Source organism: Flavobacterium sp. HSC-32F16 (assembly GCF_024171645.1).
In the GTDB taxonomy this organism is placed as follows: domain Bacteria; phylum Bacteroidota; class Bacteroidia; order Flavobacteriales; family Flavobacteriaceae; genus Flavobacterium.
Genome location: NZ_JALKAC010000009.1, coordinates 70,003 through 88,063 on the forward strand (window position 1 = coordinate 70,003; position 18,061 = coordinate 88,063).

The following is an 18,061-nucleotide window of genomic DNA, read 5'->3' on the forward strand; positions in this document are numbered from 1 at the left end:
ATAATGTTATTTTTTCAGCGCTGCACCGCCCGGCATTGTCTCTGGTTTTAGTTTGAATTTACTGTATTCCACAACTCCGGTTTTGTCTGCCCATTCAAAATACGATGCCGAAAGTTTGTTTACAATTCCCGGATTCTGTTGTGCTAGATTTGTCGTTTCACCTCGGTCTTTTTCAAGATCATACAATTCCCATTCATAAGAAGGATAAATTGAAACCAACTTCCATTTTCCATCACGAACGGCTCTGTTTCCTGCTCTTTCCCAAAATAATGGTGCGCCTCTGTCGACCTGTGAAACATTATTAAATAAAACAGGTAACAAACTTTTTCCAGCCAGGGCGTTTGTTGTCACACCATTATATTCTTTTGGATATTCAATTCCGGCTAGTTCATAGAAAGTAGGAGCAAGATCAATAATGTGTCCGGTTCCCTTATCAATTCTGCCCGCTTTGATTTTTGACGGATACCAGGCAATAAACGGCGAACTGAAACCGCCTTCATGCATATTGTTTTTATATTGCTGCAACGGCGTATTCGATAAATAAGCCCAGTTTTGTTCCTGATAATCAAATGAACCCGAAGTTCCAACTGGTCCTTCATTTCGAACCAAACCTCTTCCAAGCGGATTATACGTATTGAATCCGCCTTGTGCGCCATTGTCTGAGATGAAAATGATCAGCGTATTTTTGTCTTTTTTCAAAGCTTTTAGTTTGTCCAGAACTTTACCTACGTTTTGGTCCATATTGTCGACCATTGCGGCGTAAACTTCCATTTTAGCTTTCCAGAATTGCTTTTCGTCATACGTCAGTTTATTCCATTCCGGAACTTCAGGATCTCTTGGAGAAACAGTTTGATCTGCTGGTAAAATACCGTTTGCTTTTAATTTCTGAATTCTTTTATCTCTTAAAGCATCCCAGCCTTCATCAAATTTTCCTTTGTATTTGGCAATGTCAACTGGTTTTGCCTGCAATGGCCAGTGCGGTGCTGTAAAAGCTAAGTATAAAAAGAAAGGTTTATTTTCTTTGTTTTGTTCGTCTAAGAAAGTCACGGCATTATTCCCAATTTCATCTGTAAAATAATACGAATCATCTTTTGGATGCAGTTCTTCATTATTACGGATTAGTTTTACCGGATACGGCATTTTTCCAAACGGAAGCGGTTTTGTATCAAAATAATTTGATGCTCCTTTTAAGATTCCGAAAAATTTATCAAAACCTCTTTGGTTCGGCCATTGCGCCTGATCTTCAGAGCCCACGTGCCATTTTCCGGATAAAAGTGTGCTGTAGCCTCCCGACCGGAAAACTTCTCCAAGGGTTAAAGATTCTTTGTTTAAATAACCCTGATAAGCCGGTAAACCCAAATTAACATCAAAAAATCCAACTCCGGCTTTATGCTTATATTGTCCGGTTAGGAGGGAAGCTCGTGTTGGCGCACAGATTGAGTTATTGTAAAATTCGCGTAAACGTAAACCTTCTGAAGCCAGTTTATCGAGGTTTGGCGTTTTAATTTCTGAACCATAATTTCCTAAATCGGAATACCCCATATCGTCAACCAAAATCAAAATAATGTTGGGTTTTGATTCTGTTTGAGCATGTAACTCGTGAGAAGTTACAACTCCGGTTAAGAGAATAGAAAAAAGAAATTTTGTAATTTTTGTATTCATTGCAATGTCTTTTGTTGTTTGTTTCTTTGTTTTTGTAAGTGATAAATGTTCTTTAAATCGGGTCATTTCTGTTGCCGCAGAAATGACGTTTGATAATCAAAAAGAATGTTAGTTTGTTGTCTCCATTTTCATTTTTGATTTATTGTTATAACGCAAATCTTTTGAAGCAAAAGCATCAAATGAATGTTTTAATAAAATTTGGGAATAATTGCAGTTCGATTTATAGTTTCCGATTTTTATTTTAAACCGATTCAAAACGAACGTATAAAGAAGAATTAACAACAGCTGCACATATAACAAGAGGCGTTATAAGTGTGTTTTTTACGAAGAATGTAATGTGTGTTATTTTCTGTTGTTTTCAAAATGTAAGTTTTTAATTTTAAACTCTACTAATTCTATAGACAAAGTTATATTTAATATTGTAATATCCAAATTAATCTTTGTTTTTTTTGAAAAAAAAAGATAGTGTAGAGGAGGATTTGGATATGTTTTTGTTTTTAATTAATTGAATTACAAATCGTTGATTGGTTGTAAAAGATTTAAAGTATGTCATTTCGACGAAGGGAAATCGCGCTCGCGATTCTAGAAAGATTAGCGATGTACGTTATGAAGTTTCTATTATGATCTCTCTTTCACCGAGATGACATACTTTGCGGAATTGGAATTTGGGATTTTTGTATTGGAATTTAAAATGGAATTTCTACTTCAGTATCGGAATATTAAAAGTAATTCTCGTTCCTTCGTTTGGGATTGACTTGATGAAAACGCGGCCGTTGATGTATTGGATGCGTTCTTTCATGAATAAAAGTCCCATTCCGGATTCGCTGTTACGCTTTTTATCTACTGAATTAATGTCAAAACCTTTTCCGTTGTCGTCGATAATGATGCTTAAAAGTGTTTCACTGTGGGATAGCTGGACGATTATATGCGACGATTCGGCGTACTTTATGGCATTGTTGATGGCTTCCTGCGTAAGACGGTAAATGTTGATCTCGATTAGGGAATCTAAACGTTGGTCGAAATCGGTTTTATTATAGAAAAGAATTTCTTTTCCAGTAAGTTTTGAGAGTTCCTGAGTCAATTTTGCCAAAGACGAAACGATTCCGTGATCGCTTAATTCCGGTGGCATTAAATTGAAAGTTGCGGTGCGGACGCCTTTTATAATATCTAGCGAAAGTTTCTTTAAATACTCGATTTTCTGTTCTGATTTTTCTCGGTCATCTAAATTGATGCTTTCTAAACTGAATTTTAAACCCGTAAGCATTTGACCTATTCCGTCGTGGATTTCTTTGGCAATTCGGTTTTGTTCGTTTTCTTGATTTTCGACGATTTTGCTCGAAATAATCTTTTGCTGATTGATTTTTTCGGTTGTGTTTTCAAGGTTTAAACGTTCGACTTCGCGCTGTGCTTTTTTGCGTTCGGTGATGTTGAAGCAAACGATTAAAAGTTCTAATTCGTCTTTTTTGATCATGACCGGAACCATTGACAAATCAAGCCAAATAGTTTCGTTTTCTTTGTTTAAAATACTGATTTCACCTTGCCAGCCACTTCTTTGTTTTTCGAAAATTAGGCGGTCAAAGTTGGTTTGTTCTTTTTCGTCAATGGTTAAAACTTCAGAGAATTTTTTGTTGGATGAAAACTTGGTATAATTCAGCAGTTTGGCAAATTTTTCTCCAATATGAATGATAGAACCATCTGGCGCAATTCGGCAATAGAGTAAAGTGTTTTCCATTGCATAATTGAGTGATTTTAATTCTTTAACCGAATTTTCCTTGATTTCACTAAGAATTTCCGTGTCGTACGCCAGTTTTAAAGCTTTCTTTTCTGAAGATAAAAGTCTTGTAATTAATCGTTCGATCTTCTTGTTTGTTGGTTTGAAGATGAAGAAAAATTCTAAAAGCAAAATCAACAATGTAAAGCCGAAAATCCAATATTCTATTCGACGCTGCTCGGTTACTTTTTCGTGTGCTTCAAGATCGTATTGGGTTACAATCTGATTCATTTTAGAAAGGAAAATGCCTTCGTTTTCTAAAATAATGTTTACAAATTTTTGGTTTTCAGCAGTTGTTTTTTGCTGCTTTAAATTGAGTAAAAAAGAATCGGTTGTCTGCGCAATTTTATCGAAAATCGGATTGATTTCTAGATATAATTTAGAAAGTGTTTCTGATTTTTCTTTTGGAAAAGCTAAGCTGTCACTGCCGTTTTCGAGTGCATTTTGATTTTTCTTCCAAAGTGACAAAACTTCATTTAAATGTGAAATTTGTTGGGCAGAAGCAGTATCAGAAACGTAATGCAGAATTAGAACTTCTTTGACGATTTTCTGGCTCAGCATTCGTTGTTTTCCCGAAAAATTAATGATTTTGGAATCACTTAACTGCTGATTGAGGTTGTATTGTACTAAAAACTGACTCACAATTATAGTCAAGGCAATAGTAAGAAGCGCAAAAAAATACAGTCGGCGTAAATTTTTGAACGTGATTTTGTCTTCTTCCTGATTGCTTTTTTTCATAGAAATCAAATTACAATCCTAAAGAGGCTTTTATAAGATTTAGATTTTCTTCAGAATAGTTGATTTTTAAGGCTTCCTGATGTCCTTTGTCTGACATTTTATCCCAGGTTTTTTTGATGATATTTTTTAGTTTTTCATCGTCGTGTTTGTGAACGAAAGGATCTAAGTAATATTCTAAAAACACTAAGCAAATAACGTCCTCAAGTAATTGTGTTTCGTGATCTTTTTTAAGTAATTTTTTCTCTATTAAAAAGGAAACGCGATCGATAAAAGTCTGATCATAAACAGCTTTCTCCAAAATTTCGGCAGTAGTTTTTGCGTGGAATTTTTTCAGTTCTTCTCTCCATTTCAAATAACCAACACGATCCATTGGGTATGATTCGCGAGCGACTTTCCATCGGCAGATGTGCTGTGCTTTTGATGCGATCTGGATTTCTTCGGATGCATTAGGTTCAAACTGCATGAGTCTTTCGTACATCCTGTTGGAATACAATAATTCTTTTGGATATTCTTTGTTTTGGTCGGTTTCGATGTTTGGATCTTGTGCGTTTTCAGCATCAATCCATTCGCTTGCTTTTTGAAAAGGTGTAGTCATTTTTTGGTTTGATAATAGAATTTCAAAGATACGGAATTAAGTTTTTTTTCGCCACGAATTTCACGAATTAGCACAAATTATTGTTTTTGTTTTTTGCCACAGATTAAAGGATTTTTTGGATTTAATCTAGTGTTAAGTTTTTTTGCCACGAATTTCACGAATTACCACGAATTAAATTAGTGGAATTCGTGAAATTCGTGGCGAACAATTTTAATCCTTTTAATCTGTGAAATCTGTGGCTTATAAATTAATCTACAAAGCCCACGAATACTTCGTTTTCAATAACCTTAATTGGATACGTTGCAATTTTTAAATCATCGCCATTTAAGTTAGTACCATCTACTAACGAGAATGTTTTTTTATGCATTGGGCAGGCGATTTTTGGGATATCATCTGTAGAGCCTGTCATTCCTCTTGAAAGCACCATTTCCATTTTGTGGGGACATGCGTTTTGGCAGGCGTACCATTCGTTACGGCGCGTAAAGTTAAAAATAGCGATTTGTTTGTTTTTGTATTTGATGCATCCGCCACGGTTAGTTGGAAAATCTTCTACTTTACCAGCTTTGAACCAAATTGTAGCATCGCTCGCATGAACTGTTTCGTATTGATTTAAGATTTCTTCCATTTTGATTGAGTTTTGGTTTCCTGTTTCTTAGCCCTCTTTTTACAATCATGAGAGTTATGATGGCGCAGTAAAAAAGAGGGTAAGAAGGACAGCAAACGTTTGTGATTTTTTTTCTTTTTTTGGAGCTTATGTTTGCCGCAAAGGCTCAAAGGCGCTAAGTTTTTTTAGATTTTTTATAATTTTACTCTGCGTCTTTGTGGCAACATATTTTTTTAAGTCCACGCTTTTGGCGCTTTTTGATCTCTTAGCGGAACAAAAACGGCATTGTCGTCTTTTTCTTCTGAGTTTATAAAGTGATTAAAGCGTTTTAGTAATCTTGGTTTTTCCAGAACTTGTTTCCATTCGCATTCGAAAGTGTTTACTAAAGTCTGCATTTCGGCTTCTAATGTTTCGCAGATTCCTAAACTATCTTCGATGATTACTTCTTTCAAATATTCTAAACCGCCGTCTAATTTTTCTAACCAAGTTGAAGTTCTAATCAGCGGGCCAGCCGTGCGGATATAATACATTAAGAAACGATCCATGTATTTGATTACGGTTTCTTTATCAATTTTTTCGGCTAATAAAACAGCGTGTTTTGGATTGGCACCGCCATTTCCTGCGATGTATAAATTCCATCCGCCTTCAACGGCGATTAATCCGAAATCTTTTCCTCGGGCTTCGGCACATTCGCGAATGCAGGCCGAAACACCGCCTTTTAATTTATGCGGAGAACGAATTCCTTTGTATCTATTTTCAAGTTCGATCGCAAATCCGGCACTGTCGTCCATTCCGTAACGGCACCAAGCATTTCCGACACAGCTTTTTACGGCACGAAGCGATTTTCCGTAAGCGTGACCGCTTTCAAAACCATTGTCAATTAAAATTTTCCAGATTTTTGGCAGATCGCTTAAATGCGCTCCGAATAAATCAACTCTTTGTGCTCCGGTTATTTTAGTGTATAAATCGAATTGTTTGGCAACTTCACCAATTACAATTAATTTCTCAGCAGTGATTTCTCCTCCGGCAACTCTCGGAACAACAGAATAAGTTCCGTTACGCTGAATGTTAGCCAAGAATCTATCATTAGTATCTTGCGTTGTAACGTGTTTGTTTGCTGTATCATTGTAAATGCTAGAGAAAATAGATGCAACTACAGGTTTGCAGACTTCGCATCCGTCGCCTTTTCCGTGATGATCTAAAACATCATAGAAATTCTCATATTTATTGATTTTCACCAAATCGAATAACTCCTGACGATTGTAGTTAAAATGTTCGCAGATTACTTCTTTTACTTCTTTTCCTAAAGATTTTTGTGTTGCTTTTACCAAATCTGAAACCATTGGTTTACAGCCGCCACAACCAGAAGTTGCTTTAGTTGCTTTTACAACATCTGAAAAAGTAGCACAACTTTCGTCTAGAATTTTACAGCAGATAGCCCCTTTGGTCACATTTTCGCAAGAACAAATTACGGCAGTGTCCGGCAAATCCATTACGCTTCCTAAACTTGAACCTTCAGAACCATCTCGAGAACCTAAGATCAAATCCTCTGGATTTTTAGGCAAAGCCATTGCGTTGCTGTAAATCTGGAAAAGGGAATTGTAATCGCTGGAGTCTCCAACTAAAATTCCTCCTAAAAGCGTTTTCGAATCTTTAGTAACGTTGATTCTTTTGTAAATACCGCTTAATTTGTTTTCGTAAACAATCGCTGTAACATGTTCATTTTCAATAAAAGGATCGCCAAAACTTGCCACTTCAACGCCAATTAATTTCAATTGAGTCGACATATCGATGGTTTCTCTCATGGTTTTAGAACCATTTAAGATTTGCTCGGCAGCAACATCGGCCATTTCGTAACCTGGAGCAACAAGTCCATAAATGTTTTGATTGTAAAGCGCCGCTTCGCCAATAGCATAAATGGAAGGATCTGATGTCTGCATTTGATTGTTTACCACGATTCCGCCTCGTAAGCCGACTTCAAGTCCTGAAACTCTTGCCAGTTCATCGCGAGGTTTAATTCCGGCAGAAATAACCAACATGTCTACTTTTAACAATTCGTCGTTTGCAAACATCATTCCTGTTATACTTTCTTTTCCGTCAATATATTGCGTTGATTTGTTAAGATGAATTCCAATATTTAATTCTTCAATTTTAGATTGGAGCATATCGCTTGCGCCTTTGTCTAGTTGTCTCGGCATCAAACGAGGAGCAAATTCCACCACATGAGGATTCAATCCTAAATCTCTTACCGCTTTTGCAGCTTCAAGACCTAATAATCCTCCGCCCAGAACGGCAGCTTCGGTTGCACCTTTTATTTTTATTTTTTTAGCGTAAGACATAATTGCATCGAGATCTTCGATGGTTCTGTATACAAAAACACCTTCTTTTTCAACGCCTTCAATTGGCGGAACAAAAGCTGACGAACCTGTTGCTAGAACTAAGTAATCGTACGTATGTGTTTTTTCTAAATGCGTATGTATTGTTTTTTCGGTACGATTAATATCCGTAATTAATTCAGATGTGTTTAGAGTAATATTATTTTCTAAGTACCATTCGGAAGTTGAAAGTGATAAATCATCTGCGGTTTTTCCTCCAAAGTATTCACTTAAGTGAACGCGGTCGTAAGCACGCCTCGGTTCTTCTCCAAATACGGTAACTTGATACTTTTCCTGTCCTGATTTTGCAATGAACTTTTCGCAAAATTTATAACCAACCATGCCATTTCCAACTACTATTACTTTAATCATGATTTCTTTAATTAAGTATTACTATGCAAATATAAGTATTTATACTTATAAAAATACGTAATATTATTAGTTTTTCATGTAATATGTTCTTGTATGAATACGTATTTTATCTTAATCCTTTACGTAATACGGGATTCGGACAAATTGAAATACTTGCAAATATTTTAAATTTGAAAAGATTCTAAATAAGTAATTCAGAAAAATGTCGTAAATTCATAAGAATTTTACCTGTATTTTGTTAAAAGATGCTATTTTAAATAAAACGTTATGAAAAATATACTGTCACTTTTGCTTTTACTTTCTTTCCTGTCAGGCTGTAAATCTACAGCAAGCAAAACTTCGGATACACAAACTACTTCTGAATATGGATCTCAGGAAGATGAGATGAAATATTATTTTACAGCAACGGGAAATGAACCGTTTTGGGGTTTAAAGATGGGGAATGACAATATTATATTCACATCTTTGATTTCTGGAAAAGAAAAACTTGTTTTTGCACCTGTTGATGCTGTAAAGGCAATGGATGCCAATGTTAAGATGTATAAAGTAAGCAACGAAACTTCGTCGGCGACAATTACAATCCAGCAGGTAGATTGCCAGAATTCAATGTCGGGTGCAATTTCTCCTTATAAAGTTTCGATAGAAATTAAAAATAATTCAGAATTAGAGACTAAAAAAATTCAGGGTTGTGGAAAATATAATACAGATTATCGTCTGCATGATATTTGGGTTCTTGAAGAGTTAAACGGGTTTAAAGTTTTTGTAACTGATTTTCAAAGAGAATTTCCAAGAATCGAAATCAATTCATCAGAAAACAGATTTTCAGGTTATGGCGGCTGTAATGCTATAAGCGGTTCTATTTTTTATGAAAAAGATTTACTTCGATTTTCCAAAGTAGTTTCGACTTTAATGGCGTGTGCACCCGGAAATAAAGAAGGGGAGTTTACTAAGGCATTACAAAGTACAACTGCGTACTCTATTGAAAATAATAGATTGACACTGTCGAATCCTTCTGCTAAGATTTTGGTTTTTAAGAAGGTGGATTGATGTGTTTGTTATTTCTCGCAGATTTAGCTGATAAATCAGATTTTTTTCTGCTCAATCTGCGAGAGTTTTTTTTATACTTAAGTTATTCCAATAATTCTTTAGGTTCTTCCTCTTCATCATTACCTTCAATAAAATCCAACTCTAATGCTTTAACGCTTTGGACGGCATTTCCGGCAATACCACGAATTGACCCGTACATTCCTAAAGTATTGTGAACTACTTTTTCGATTTGTTTTTCTCTTTGTTTCCAGATTCTCTGCATCGCTCTTTTTTCAGAATCTAAGTCGCTTTGCATTTGTGTAAAACCTTCTACAATTCCTTCAATCTGTAAACGGAATTCGTTGCTGGTTAGAAAATCGTACAACATCGACATTTTATCGCCTTTGTTTTCTTGTGCGTGAACTGCCTGACTTATCTGAATTAAGGATTGACGCAAAACCGCACTTAGACCTTTAAATTCTTCATAAGTACAAATCCAGATGCCGTCTCGCATTCCCATTCGGTCCATTCCTGCGGGCATAACTTCGGTTACTAAAACACCAATATTGGCTCTTTTTGTTCTAATATCATTTTTGAACTTTTCAATCCACGAAGGTTGAAAAGCTTTTGTTCGTTTGCTTTCATAATAAATAGAACCGCAGTTTTGAAGTTCACGTGTATTTACAATCTGAAGACAATCGGCTCCATTTGCGCCTTTTTTGATTTCATCAATACTGTCAAGAGGGAAATTATTTGCCAGCCATTCCTCAATTGCTAATTCCATTACTTCGCCCTGTAACTGCATAGAACCTTGTTCCTGCTTACGTTTCATTTCCTCAATCAGCTTTTTTTGATCGTCAGATTGTTTTTGGTATTCTTTGATTTTTAGCTCGTTTTTTTCTTCTTCCTGTTTGCGGATTTTGTCACGTTCTAAAACCAAAGTGGCATTTAATTGTTTTTGTGCTTCGGCTTCAATGGTATCTTTCATTTCCAGTTTTTCACGTTGGAGTTTTGCAATTTCGCCTTGCATTTTATTTAATTCTCTGATTTTGTCTGATTTTTCAGAGAGTTCTTTTTCCATTAAAAGTAAACGATCTTTGTTTTCTTCTTCGAGTTTGGTTTTTAGTTTTTCTGAAATTTCTTTTTCAGCAATTTTTCTTTCACGTTCCAAACGTTCGGCAAAAAGCTCGTTTTCCTGTTTCTTTTTGGCTTCAAATTCTGCTTTGGCTTTGTCCAATTGTTCATTTTTAAGCTCTAATTCTTTATTTTGAATAGTTGCTTTTTGTTGAAATTCTTTGCGAATGCTGTCCTCCAATTGATGTTTTAAAACATCATTGACATCTATGGGAGTTCCGCAGTTTGGACACTGAATTGAAGATTGTTCAGCCATTTTTATTAGTTTTTTTGTGTAGAATTATAATTTGCTAAGGTATTTAAAAGTTCTCTTTTTATAATGTGGATTTCTGTACTAAATTGTAACGAATTTTTGTTATGGCCGCGAAGGCGCTGAGACGCAAAGTTTTTTCTAATTTAATCTCACAAAGATGCAGAGGCGCAAAGTTTTTTTGCCGCAGATTAAAGGATTAAAAGGATTTTTTCTCAATTTATGTCATCCTGACGAAGGAAGGGTCACACACGTAACTCGACAACGATTGTCGATTCTGTTTGTGGAATTTCTTGTGTGATCCTTCCTTCGTCAGGATGACAAACTGTACGCTCCTTTCTTTTTAAAAAAAACTTTGCGTCTTAGCGCCTTTGTGGCAGCAAAAACGCAACGGCTGCTTTTGTAATTTCAGAATCATCTTCTTTGGATGTAATAATCGAAACATCTGTTTGTAAATTGACTTTTTTTAATTCAATAAAACCAATTTCTTGATCTTGGTTGTTTTTTGCAATGTTTGAAGGAACAATTGAAATCCCTAATCCGTTTTTGACTAATTGCACGATGGAATTAATGTTGTTGGCTTCGTGAATAATCTTCGGCGTAAAGCCGTAAAAAGCACAAAGTTCCAGTAAAACTTCATGATAATGGGGTGCATAATCTTTATTGAAGAAAATGAAAGTTTCCTCTTTTAAATTCAATATTTCTTTTTCAGATTTTAGGGGAGCATTCTTTTTATTAAAAACAATTGAAAACCCATCCTGGAACCATAAATGTGATTGTATTTTGGGAGATTTTATAGGTGAACGAATAATTCCCATTTCAATCTTTCCTTGTTCCAAAGCATCGATTTGTTTGCTCGTTGAAACTTCAAAGAGTTTGAAATTTACAAAGGGAAATTGTATTTTTAAATGTTTGATTAATTCTGCAATCGTCGAAGAATATATAGAACTGATATAAGCGATTCTGAATTCTCCCGAAATATTCTCAGCAATCTTTTTTGTTTTCACAGAAATGCGCTCCAAATCCTGAAAAAGGGATTTAACTTCTTTTTCGAAATACTTTCCGGCTTCGGTCAATTCTACTTTTTTATTGTTTCTGATAAAAAGTTTTGCCTGAAGTTCTTCTTCCAATTCAATAATCTGACGGCTCAATGGAGGCTGGGAAATAAATAATTTTTCTGAGGCTTTGGTAAAGTTCAGTTCTTCGGCTACAGCCAGAAAATATTTTAGATGACGTAATTCCATGATACTTTTAAAGTATTGTTAATTGATAAAAATAGTATTTTTAAAGTATTCATGAAAGCGATAGTTTTGGTTTTAAGTTAAATGTTAGAAGTGAAACGTTAAAAGTTAGAGCTGTAACGAATAACTCATAGCAAAAAAACTTATAACTTTTAAAATAACAATTCTCTCGCAGATCTTGGAGATTGAGCGGATTATTAATTTAGATAAATCATCTTAATCATAATAATCTCCCAATCATATAATAGCAAAAAGATTCGCTCAATCTGCGCAATTTGCGAGAGATTAAAAATCAAAATCATGAAAAAATCAACTATTGAAGAGATCAAAGAACGATTTGACAATGATGTCGAACGATTTTCGAATTTAGAAACGGGACAGTTGTCTACAATTGATGCTAAGGTTTCTTTAGAATTAATAACGGAAGCCTCAAAACGTATTGTTCCAAATGCTGCTCATGTTTTGGATATTGGCTGCGGAGCTGGAAATTATACTTTAATGATGTTGTCTAAATTGCCAAATTTAAACTGCACTTTAGTCGATTTGAGTTTGCCGATGCTGGATAAAGCTTTTGAAAGGGTTTCGATGGAAACGAAGGGAAAGGTAGAAATTAAACAAGGTGATATTCGAGAAGTATCTTTAGAAGAAAATAGTTTTGATATTATTTTGGCTGGGGCGGTTTTACATCATTTGAGAGATGATCAGGATTGGGAAACGACTTTCACAAAAATATTCAAGGTATTGAAATCAGGCGGTTGTTTTATGATTTCGGATTTGATTACGCAAGACACCGAATTATTAAACGAATATACTTGGCAGCGTTATGGTGAATATTTAGAAGGAATAGGAGGGGCAGAATACCGTCAAAATGTATTTGATTATATCGCCAAAGAAGATACGCCGAGATCTATGAATTATCAATTGGATTTAATGAAAAAAGTAGGTTTTTCAAAAGTAGAAATTTTACATAAAAACATGTGTTTTGGCGCTTTTGGCGGAGTAAAATAGTATTCATTATACCTGCAAGGTTTTCAAAACCTTGCAGGTATAATGAATATAATTTATAAAACCTGAGCTGTTTTATAAACCTGAATTGGAATAGCGACAAGCGTTTCTGTTTTTTTAATGAATTCTTGCAGATAAGATTGATTATTATGTAAATCCAATCCAACTTGATCTTTCCATTCTTCCCAAAGAATAAATACATTCTCAGAAGTATGTAAATCGTAACGAATACAAGCTGCTTCTTTTCTCGTTTCGGTTACTAAATGTGTAAGCATGTTTTGAACTTCGATTAAATGCTCCGGTTTGCTTTTTATAATTGCAGTGATAGAGATCATAATTATAGATTTTTAAAGGTTTCGTCTAAATGTTTGGTGTAATTTTCTTTAAAGATGACAATGTTTTCTGCAGTTGCACCTTTTTCAACATCATGAAAATGAAAACTGTTTAATTTTTCCATACCTACAAATTTATTCATTTTATGGAAGCCAAACATCGCTCCGTCATCTACAGATGTTTCTTGGAAGAATTCTCCCGGAAGTGTAAAAGCGGCTGCGGGTGCATTCCAACTTGTGGTAAGCATATATTTACGCCCGTGTAATTGTCCGCCTGTTCCATAATTAATATCTGGGTTTACTCGGCTTCTTCCATCGCTTTTGTAAATTCCTTTGTTGTGTCCGGCTGTAAAAACGTCGTCGATGTATTTTTTGAAAAGATTTGGTAATTGAAACCACCAAACCGGAGTATGATATACAACAACATCTGCCCAAACGAATTTTTCTACTTCTTCGTCTAAGTCAAAGTCTTGTTTGATATCGGTTGTTTTAATTTCGAATTGCTTATTGTTTTTTAAGTATTCAATTGTCCAATCGGTAACGGTTTCATTGAATTTTCCACCTGAATGTGCGAAATTTTGACTTCCGTTGATGATAAATATTTTTTTCATTTTATATGATTGTTTCTTTTGAAAATGGATGCGTGAGGGATAGGAGCGGTATCTCCCGATTTAGAAAAACAAGGCTTTTTAGCCGTAGTTTTTGTTAATTGGGAATTTAGTGGATAGCCCGGCCCTTGGGACACGCCCAAATTCTAATTATTTAATTTTTGAGATTTTTTTGAAACACATAGAAGCATAGATTTTTCTTTCTTGAAAAAGGTAGTTGAAAGTAACTGGTTTTTCATACATAGCTATGTTTGTTAATGCAAGTAAAACGCCTTTAACGACACTATAAAACTATGTTTCTATGTGGTAAAAAGAATATTATTTAAGCTTTGAAATTGCCTGATTAATAAATTCCAATTCTGAAACCGACAAATCGAAATCCATTGTTTTTGCGTTTGAAACGGCCTGTTCTGCATTTCTGGCTCCAGCCAAAACAATTGCAATTCCTTTTTGTAAAGTTGTCCAACGCAGCACTAATTGCGAAATTGAAATGTGTTTTGCGTTTGCCAGTGAACTTAATTCTTCAACCAATGTTTTTACTTTTTGAAGATCGAACTGACCAAAATAACCATTTCTATGATCGTTTTCTTTTAGTTTGCTGTCTGTGAAATATTTTCCGGTTAACAAACCTCTTTCCATTGGGCTGTAAGCAATGATTCCGATGTTTTCTGCAACTGTAAAAGGTATTAAATCTTCTTCAATTTTGCGGTTCAGCATGCTGTAAGCAACTTGATTTGAGGCAATTTGAACTGTTTTTTGTGCTTCCTGAATTTGTGGGATACTATAATTACTTACTCCAAAAGCTCTGATTTTTCCTTGTTGGATTAAAGTTTCAACGGCTTCCATTGTTTCTGAAATTGGCGTTGTAGCATCTGGCCAGTGAATTTGCAGCAAATCGATATAATCGGTTTGAAGGCGTTTTAAGCTTTCTTCAACTTCTTTTATTACGTTTTCTTTTGATGAATATTTGTAAACAGGAACTTTTTTTCCGTTATCATCGGCGTCAAAAAAGAAATCTCCTTTTTCTTTATTACTTCCGTCCCAAACCAAACCAAATTTGGTTAACAATTGTACTTTTGAACGATCGTGAGATTTTAATGCTTCGCCAATCATTTCTTCGCTTAAACCAAATCCGTAAAAAGGAGCGGTGTCAATTGTGGTTACGCCGTGATCGATTGAAGCGTGAATAGAATCGATTGAATCTTTCTTCTCATTTCCTCCCCACATGTTTCCTCCAATGGCAAATGCGCCGTATGTAATAGTGGATAATTCAAGTTCGGTATTGCCTAATTTTCTATATTCCATAATGTTGTATTTTTATATCTTAAATTTCGCTTGACAAAATTATACCATTTTTAAGAGTGTTAACTTGTATATATTTGTCTTTTTTATGTAAATTTGCAACTTCAAATAATTTTAAATTTATGAAAAAAGAAAATCTATACGAGCCGTTTACAGTATCTTTTGAAACATTAGATGAATATCCGGATGTTGGAGATCGTCATAATTTCTTTGAGTTGGTTTATATTTTGAGTGGAACGGGAAGACAGTGCATCAATAAAAATATTTTTGAATATGATGCCGGACATATGTTTTTGTTGACACCTGAGGATTGTCATAATTTTACGATAGAAACCAAAACGAAATTTTTCTTTTTAAGATTTAATGATATTTATTTGAAAAACTCAAGTCTTCAAAACGAGAACATTCAACGTTTAGAATATATTCTGCAAAATGCCAATCATCAGCCGGGTTGTATTTTAAAAAATGATGCCGATAAATGTTTGGTTAAAGTAATGATTGAAGCTATTTGCAGGGAACATCAGGATAAGGATGTTTATAATCAGGAATTGATCCAGCAATTAGTTAACACGCTGATTATCATTGTAGCAAGGAATATTGCGAAATATTTACCGGAACAGGTAAATGTGGGTTCTGAAGCGAGAGCAATGGGTATTCTTCAATATATTCAGACGAATATTTATTATCCTGAAAAGATTAAAGCAGAATCTATAAGTGATTATTTCGGAATTTCGAATACGTATTTGGGACGCTATTTTAAGAAACATGCCAGCGAAACCATGCAGCAATATATCAGCAATTATAAAACGAAGCTGATTGAACATCGATTGCAATTCAGCGATAAGCGTATTAACGAAATTGCCTATGAATTTGGTTTTACGGATGAAAGCCATTTTAATAAGTTCTTTAGAAAGCAAAAAGGCTATAGTCCGTCTGAGTTTAGAAAGACGATTCGATTGAGTGCTTAAACACGGATTGCACTAATTGCACGAATTTTTTTTGCCACAGATTTTAATGATTAAAAAGATTTTTTATTTCATGCAGATTATAAAATAATTTAAGCTGATTTAAAATGGATTTTTAAATAAGTCTGCGCTCTGAGAGATGGAAAAAAATCAGTTTTATCCGCGTTTTCGCAAGGCGAATCAATTTTATCCGTGTACTTTAATCCTCTTTTTCAATAATAAAATCAAAATGCTCAGTTTTACCCGCTTTTAAATTATTAATTTCATTTTGAACTAATTCTTCTAAAGAATCTGCGACAATATTTCTGTCCCAAGATTCGTTTTGAAGTTCTATGATTTGACCGAATTTTCCTTTTTCGGCCGGGTCTGTATCATACAATAAATAATCTCCATTTCTTCCTGTAGCAAACGGAATCCATTTTGGGTTTGTGTAGTTGTTGGTTTGAAGTCTTTCGAAATCTATTTCTTCTTGTTCAGGAAGATCGTCTTCGTCAAATTGTAAATCTTGTATCGAATTCCATTCTTCTGCAATGTCTTCAAACGGAATAAGATCATAACTCCAGGTGCCTATTAAAAACTGAAAAGCAGAAGTTACGGCATCGTATTCTACATTTTGGACTTTGTAAAAATTTAAAAGTGCTGGCGGAATTTTTATGTCGTCTTCTAATGGAGAATGTTCTGTTGCGGTTTTAGGAGTAATACCGTCTGTCAGATTATAATAATCATTATCGGTTTCAACAATTTTATTGATTTCAGAAATCCATTCCTTCCATAAAGTTTCAAATATGGTAAACTCTGGATCAAGAGGTGTTTTTTCTGTTTTTTGTTTTTCTGCTTCTTGGTAAGCAGCAATATCAAGAGCGGTAATTTCGCCATCTTCTTTGTCAAACCAAACACTCATTCCGTTAAGAATTAAAGCTCCGGTTTTGTCTCCTTTAAAAAGTTTTACAATTTGATTTTTATTAGATATATAAAAATCGAATATATCATCGCCATCAAAGAGAAATTGTCCTTTAAAAGGATTTTTTGAACAATAATCATATTTGTTAGTTATGAGTTCAAGCATCAAATGTTCTGCTTGTTTACCTTCTTTAGAAAAAGCTATAATTCCAAGTTCATCCCATGTATAAATGTGATTATACTGTTTCTTTGTATATCGACATTCTCCCAAAGCCTTTTTTAAATTATCTATATCAATTGGAAATTGGATAGAAACATCATTAATTGTAAAGTCAGTTTTAGATAATAAAAGCTTTGTCAAAGTGAGTTTATTTAAGGATTACGATAAAGAATTAAATTATTTTCTTAATTACACGCAGTTTGTGAGTGTGTTTTTTTAGTTCAGGATTGTAAATTCCGGTATGATCTAAGCGGTCAATGCGAACTTTTCCACTTGCGTGAATGATGTAGTTGTTTTCCATTATAATTCCTACATGGGTAATATTTCCTTCATCATTGTCAAAGAAGGCTAAATCGCCTACTTCGCTTTCTTCAATAAAACTTAACGGTTCTCCTTCCAATGCCTGCTGAGATGCGTCTCTATGGATTTTATAGCCGTTTAGTTTGTAAACCATTTGTGTGAAACCGGAACAATCGATCCCAAAAGGTGTTTTTCCTCCCCATAAATAAGGTGCATTCAAATACATAAAGGCGGTGCTTATAAGCGCACTTTTGGGTTTTATGCCGCTGGTTTTTGTGCCTTCAAAATCAAAATTTGCTGTATTGATTTCGCTGTTATTAAGAAAAGTTAAGGAAGCTCCAAGAGGAATTGGCAGTAATAAATTATCTGGTGCTGTGATATAATCAATTAAATCAGCATTTAGAATGATGGCTTCTTTGCTTAATTGATTGTATTGTTCGTCAGAAATTACCTGATATTGTTTTGAATCAACCCAGCCTTCGTAATCGTCAAACTGAATTTTTATTCGGGCCCATTGATTATGACGTTCTAAAATTTCGATGTGTTCGCCAAACAAAAGTTGTGTAACGATTTCACTTCTGTCACTAGGTTCAGATCGAACGGGTACTATGGCAAGATTACAAATTCCGAACATTTAGGTAATGTATTAGTTGAAAATTAG

General features: G+C 34.6%; 15 protein-coding genes. 3 read left to right on the forward strand and 12 right to left on the reverse strand.

Going from position 1 to position 18,061, the window contains the following annotated elements:
* Positions 1 to 6: 6 nt before the first annotated feature.
* The 5 genes from L1276_RS20440 to nirB all read right to left on the reverse strand — a co-directional run bounded on the left by L1276_RS20440 (position 7) and on the right by nirB (position 8,117).
* On the reverse strand, positions 7 to 1,662 hold the full coding sequence (locus L1276_RS20440; RefSeq protein WP_253791118.1) for an arylsulfatase: 1,656 nt from the start codon (positions 1,660 to 1,662) through the stop codon (positions 7 to 9).
* A gap of 700 nt (positions 1,663 to 2,362) precedes the next feature.
* On the reverse strand, positions 2,363 to 4,171 hold the full coding sequence (locus tag L1276_RS20445) for an ATP-binding protein (RefSeq protein ID WP_253791119.1): 1,809 nt from the start codon (positions 4,169 to 4,171) through the stop codon (positions 2,363 to 2,365).
* 10 nt (positions 4,172 to 4,181) lie between these two features.
* Positions 4,182 to 4,766 carry a DUF4202 domain-containing protein gene (locus tag L1276_RS20450; RefSeq protein ID WP_253791120.1) on the reverse strand — a complete coding sequence of 195 codons (585 nt, stop codon included), beginning with the start codon at positions 4,764 to 4,766 and terminating at the stop codon, positions 4,182 to 4,184.
* 247 nt (positions 4,767 to 5,013) lie between these two features.
* Positions 5,014 to 5,391 (reverse strand): nitrite reductase small subunit NirD, encoded by a 378-nt coding sequence (nirD, locus tag L1276_RS20455; protein ID WP_253791121.1) that lies wholly within the window; start codon positions 5,389 to 5,391, stop codon positions 5,014 to 5,016.
* 212 nt (positions 5,392 to 5,603) lie between these two features.
* Positions 5,604 to 8,117, reverse strand: a complete 2,514-nt coding sequence (gene nirB / locus L1276_RS20460) for a nitrite reductase large subunit NirB (protein ID WP_253791122.1) — start codon at positions 8,115 to 8,117, stop codon at positions 5,604 to 5,606.
* A 267-nt stretch (positions 8,118 to 8,384) separates the two neighbouring features.
* On the opposite strand from nirB, the gene L1276_RS20465 reads away from it, so the two are divergent.
* Entirely contained in the window at positions 8,385 to 9,164 is a 780-nt protein-coding gene (locus tag L1276_RS20465) for an META domain-containing protein (RefSeq protein WP_253791123.1), read from the forward strand.
* Between the two features lie 82 nt (positions 9,165 to 9,246).
* Here the strand turns inward: L1276_RS20465 and L1276_RS20470 are convergent, their stop codons facing one another.
* Entirely contained in the window at positions 9,247 to 10,533 is a 1,287-nt protein-coding gene (locus L1276_RS20470; protein ID WP_253791124.1) for a DUF2130 domain-containing protein, read from the reverse strand.
* A gap of 356 nt (positions 10,534 to 10,889) precedes the next feature.
* Positions 10,890 to 11,771, reverse strand: a complete 882-nt coding sequence (locus L1276_RS20475; protein ID WP_253791126.1) for a LysR family transcriptional regulator — start codon at positions 11,769 to 11,771, stop codon at positions 10,890 to 10,892.
* Between the two features lie 297 nt (positions 11,772 to 12,068).
* On the opposite strand from L1276_RS20475, the gene L1276_RS20480 reads away from it, so the two are divergent.
* Entirely contained in the window at positions 12,069 to 12,776 is a 708-nt protein-coding gene (locus L1276_RS20480; RefSeq protein WP_253791129.1) for a class I SAM-dependent methyltransferase, read from the forward strand.
* A gap of 53 nt (positions 12,777 to 12,829) precedes the next feature.
* On the opposite strand, the gene L1276_RS20485 is transcribed toward L1276_RS20480, so the two are convergent.
* From L1276_RS20485 to L1276_RS20495, 3 genes are all read right to left on the reverse strand, one after another.
* The gene (locus tag L1276_RS20485) at positions 12,830 to 13,108 is read right to left on the reverse strand and encodes a putative quinol monooxygenase (RefSeq protein ID WP_253791131.1); all 279 of its coding nucleotides are present in this window, start codon (positions 13,106 to 13,108) and stop codon (positions 12,830 to 12,832) included.
* A 2-nt stretch (positions 13,109 to 13,110) separates the two neighbouring features.
* Positions 13,111 to 13,716, reverse strand: a complete 606-nt coding sequence (locus tag L1276_RS20490) for an NAD(P)H-dependent oxidoreductase (protein WP_253791132.1) — start codon at positions 13,714 to 13,716, stop codon at positions 13,111 to 13,113.
* A gap of 315 nt (positions 13,717 to 14,031) precedes the next feature.
* Positions 14,032 to 15,018, reverse strand: coding sequence for an aldo/keto reductase (locus L1276_RS20495; protein ID WP_253791134.1), 987 nt, complete (start codon positions 15,016 to 15,018; stop codon positions 14,032 to 14,034).
* A 119-nt stretch (positions 15,019 to 15,137) separates the two neighbouring features.
* Between L1276_RS20495 and L1276_RS20500 the strand changes: the two genes are divergently transcribed.
* Positions 15,138 to 15,983: an AraC family transcriptional regulator gene (locus L1276_RS20500; RefSeq protein ID WP_253791136.1), complete on the forward strand. Its 846-nt coding sequence runs from the start codon at positions 15,138 to 15,140 to the stop codon at positions 15,981 to 15,983.
* A gap of 196 nt (positions 15,984 to 16,179) precedes the next feature.
* Here the strand turns inward: L1276_RS20500 and L1276_RS20505 are convergent, their stop codons facing one another.
* Positions 16,180 to 17,241, reverse strand: a complete 1,062-nt coding sequence (locus L1276_RS20505; protein WP_253791138.1) for an SMI1/KNR4 family protein — start codon at positions 17,239 to 17,241, stop codon at positions 16,180 to 16,182.
* A 31-nt stretch (positions 17,242 to 17,272) separates the two neighbouring features.
* Positions 17,273 to 18,034 (reverse strand): C40 family peptidase, encoded by a 762-nt coding sequence (locus L1276_RS20510; protein WP_253791140.1) that lies wholly within the window; start codon positions 18,032 to 18,034, stop codon positions 17,273 to 17,275.
* Positions 18,035 to 18,061: the final 27 nt, after the last annotated feature.

What these genes read in the sequence shown, in the direction of transcription:
- L1276_RS20485 (WP_253791131.1), bottom strand. Translation starts at nt 13,108, where the DNA reads ATGATCTCTATCACTGCAATTATAAAAAGCAAACCGGAGCATTTAATC.
- L1276_RS20495 (WP_253791134.1), bottom strand. Translation starts at nt 15,018, where the DNA reads ATGGAATATAGAAAATTAGGCAATACCGAACTTGAATTATCCACTATT.
- nirB (WP_253791122.1), bottom strand. Translation starts at nt 8,117, where the DNA reads ATGATTAAAGTAATAGTAGTTGGAAATGGCATGGTTGGTTATAAATTT.
- L1276_RS20475 (WP_253791126.1), bottom strand. Translation starts at nt 11,771, where the DNA reads ATGGAATTACGTCATCTAAAATATTTTCTGGCTGTAGCCGAAGAACTG.
- L1276_RS20500 (WP_253791136.1), top strand. Translation starts at nt 15,138, where the DNA reads ATGAAAAAAGAAAATCTATACGAGCCGTTTACAGTATCTTTTGAAACA.
- L1276_RS20490 (WP_253791132.1), bottom strand. Translation starts at nt 13,716, where the DNA reads ATGAAAAAAATATTTATCATCAACGGAAGTCAAAATTTCGCACATTCA.
- L1276_RS20440 (WP_253791118.1), bottom strand. Translation starts at nt 1,662, where the DNA reads ATGAATACAAAAATTACAAAATTTCTTTTTTCTATTCTCTTAACCGGA.
- L1276_RS20445 (WP_253791119.1), bottom strand. Translation starts at nt 4,171, where the DNA reads ATGAAAAAAAGCAATCAGGAAGAAGACAAAATCACGTTCAAAAATTTA.
- L1276_RS20470 (WP_253791124.1), bottom strand. Translation starts at nt 10,533, where the DNA reads ATGGCTGAACAATCTTCAATTCAGTGTCCAAACTGCGGAACTCCCATA.
- L1276_RS20465 (WP_253791123.1), top strand. Translation starts at nt 8,385, where the DNA reads ATGAAAAATATACTGTCACTTTTGCTTTTACTTTCTTTCCTGTCAGGC.
- L1276_RS20510 (WP_253791140.1), bottom strand. Translation starts at nt 18,034, where the DNA reads ATGTTCGGAATTTGTAATCTTGCCATAGTACCCGTTCGATCTGAACCT.
- nirD (WP_253791121.1), bottom strand. Translation starts at nt 5,391, where the DNA reads ATGGAAGAAATCTTAAATCAATACGAAACAGTTCATGCGAGCGATGCT.
- L1276_RS20480 (WP_253791129.1), top strand. Translation starts at nt 12,069, where the DNA reads ATGAAAAAATCAACTATTGAAGAGATCAAAGAACGATTTGACAATGAT.
- L1276_RS20450 (WP_253791120.1), bottom strand. Translation starts at nt 4,766, where the DNA reads ATGACTACACCTTTTCAAAAAGCAAGCGAATGGATTGATGCTGAAAAC.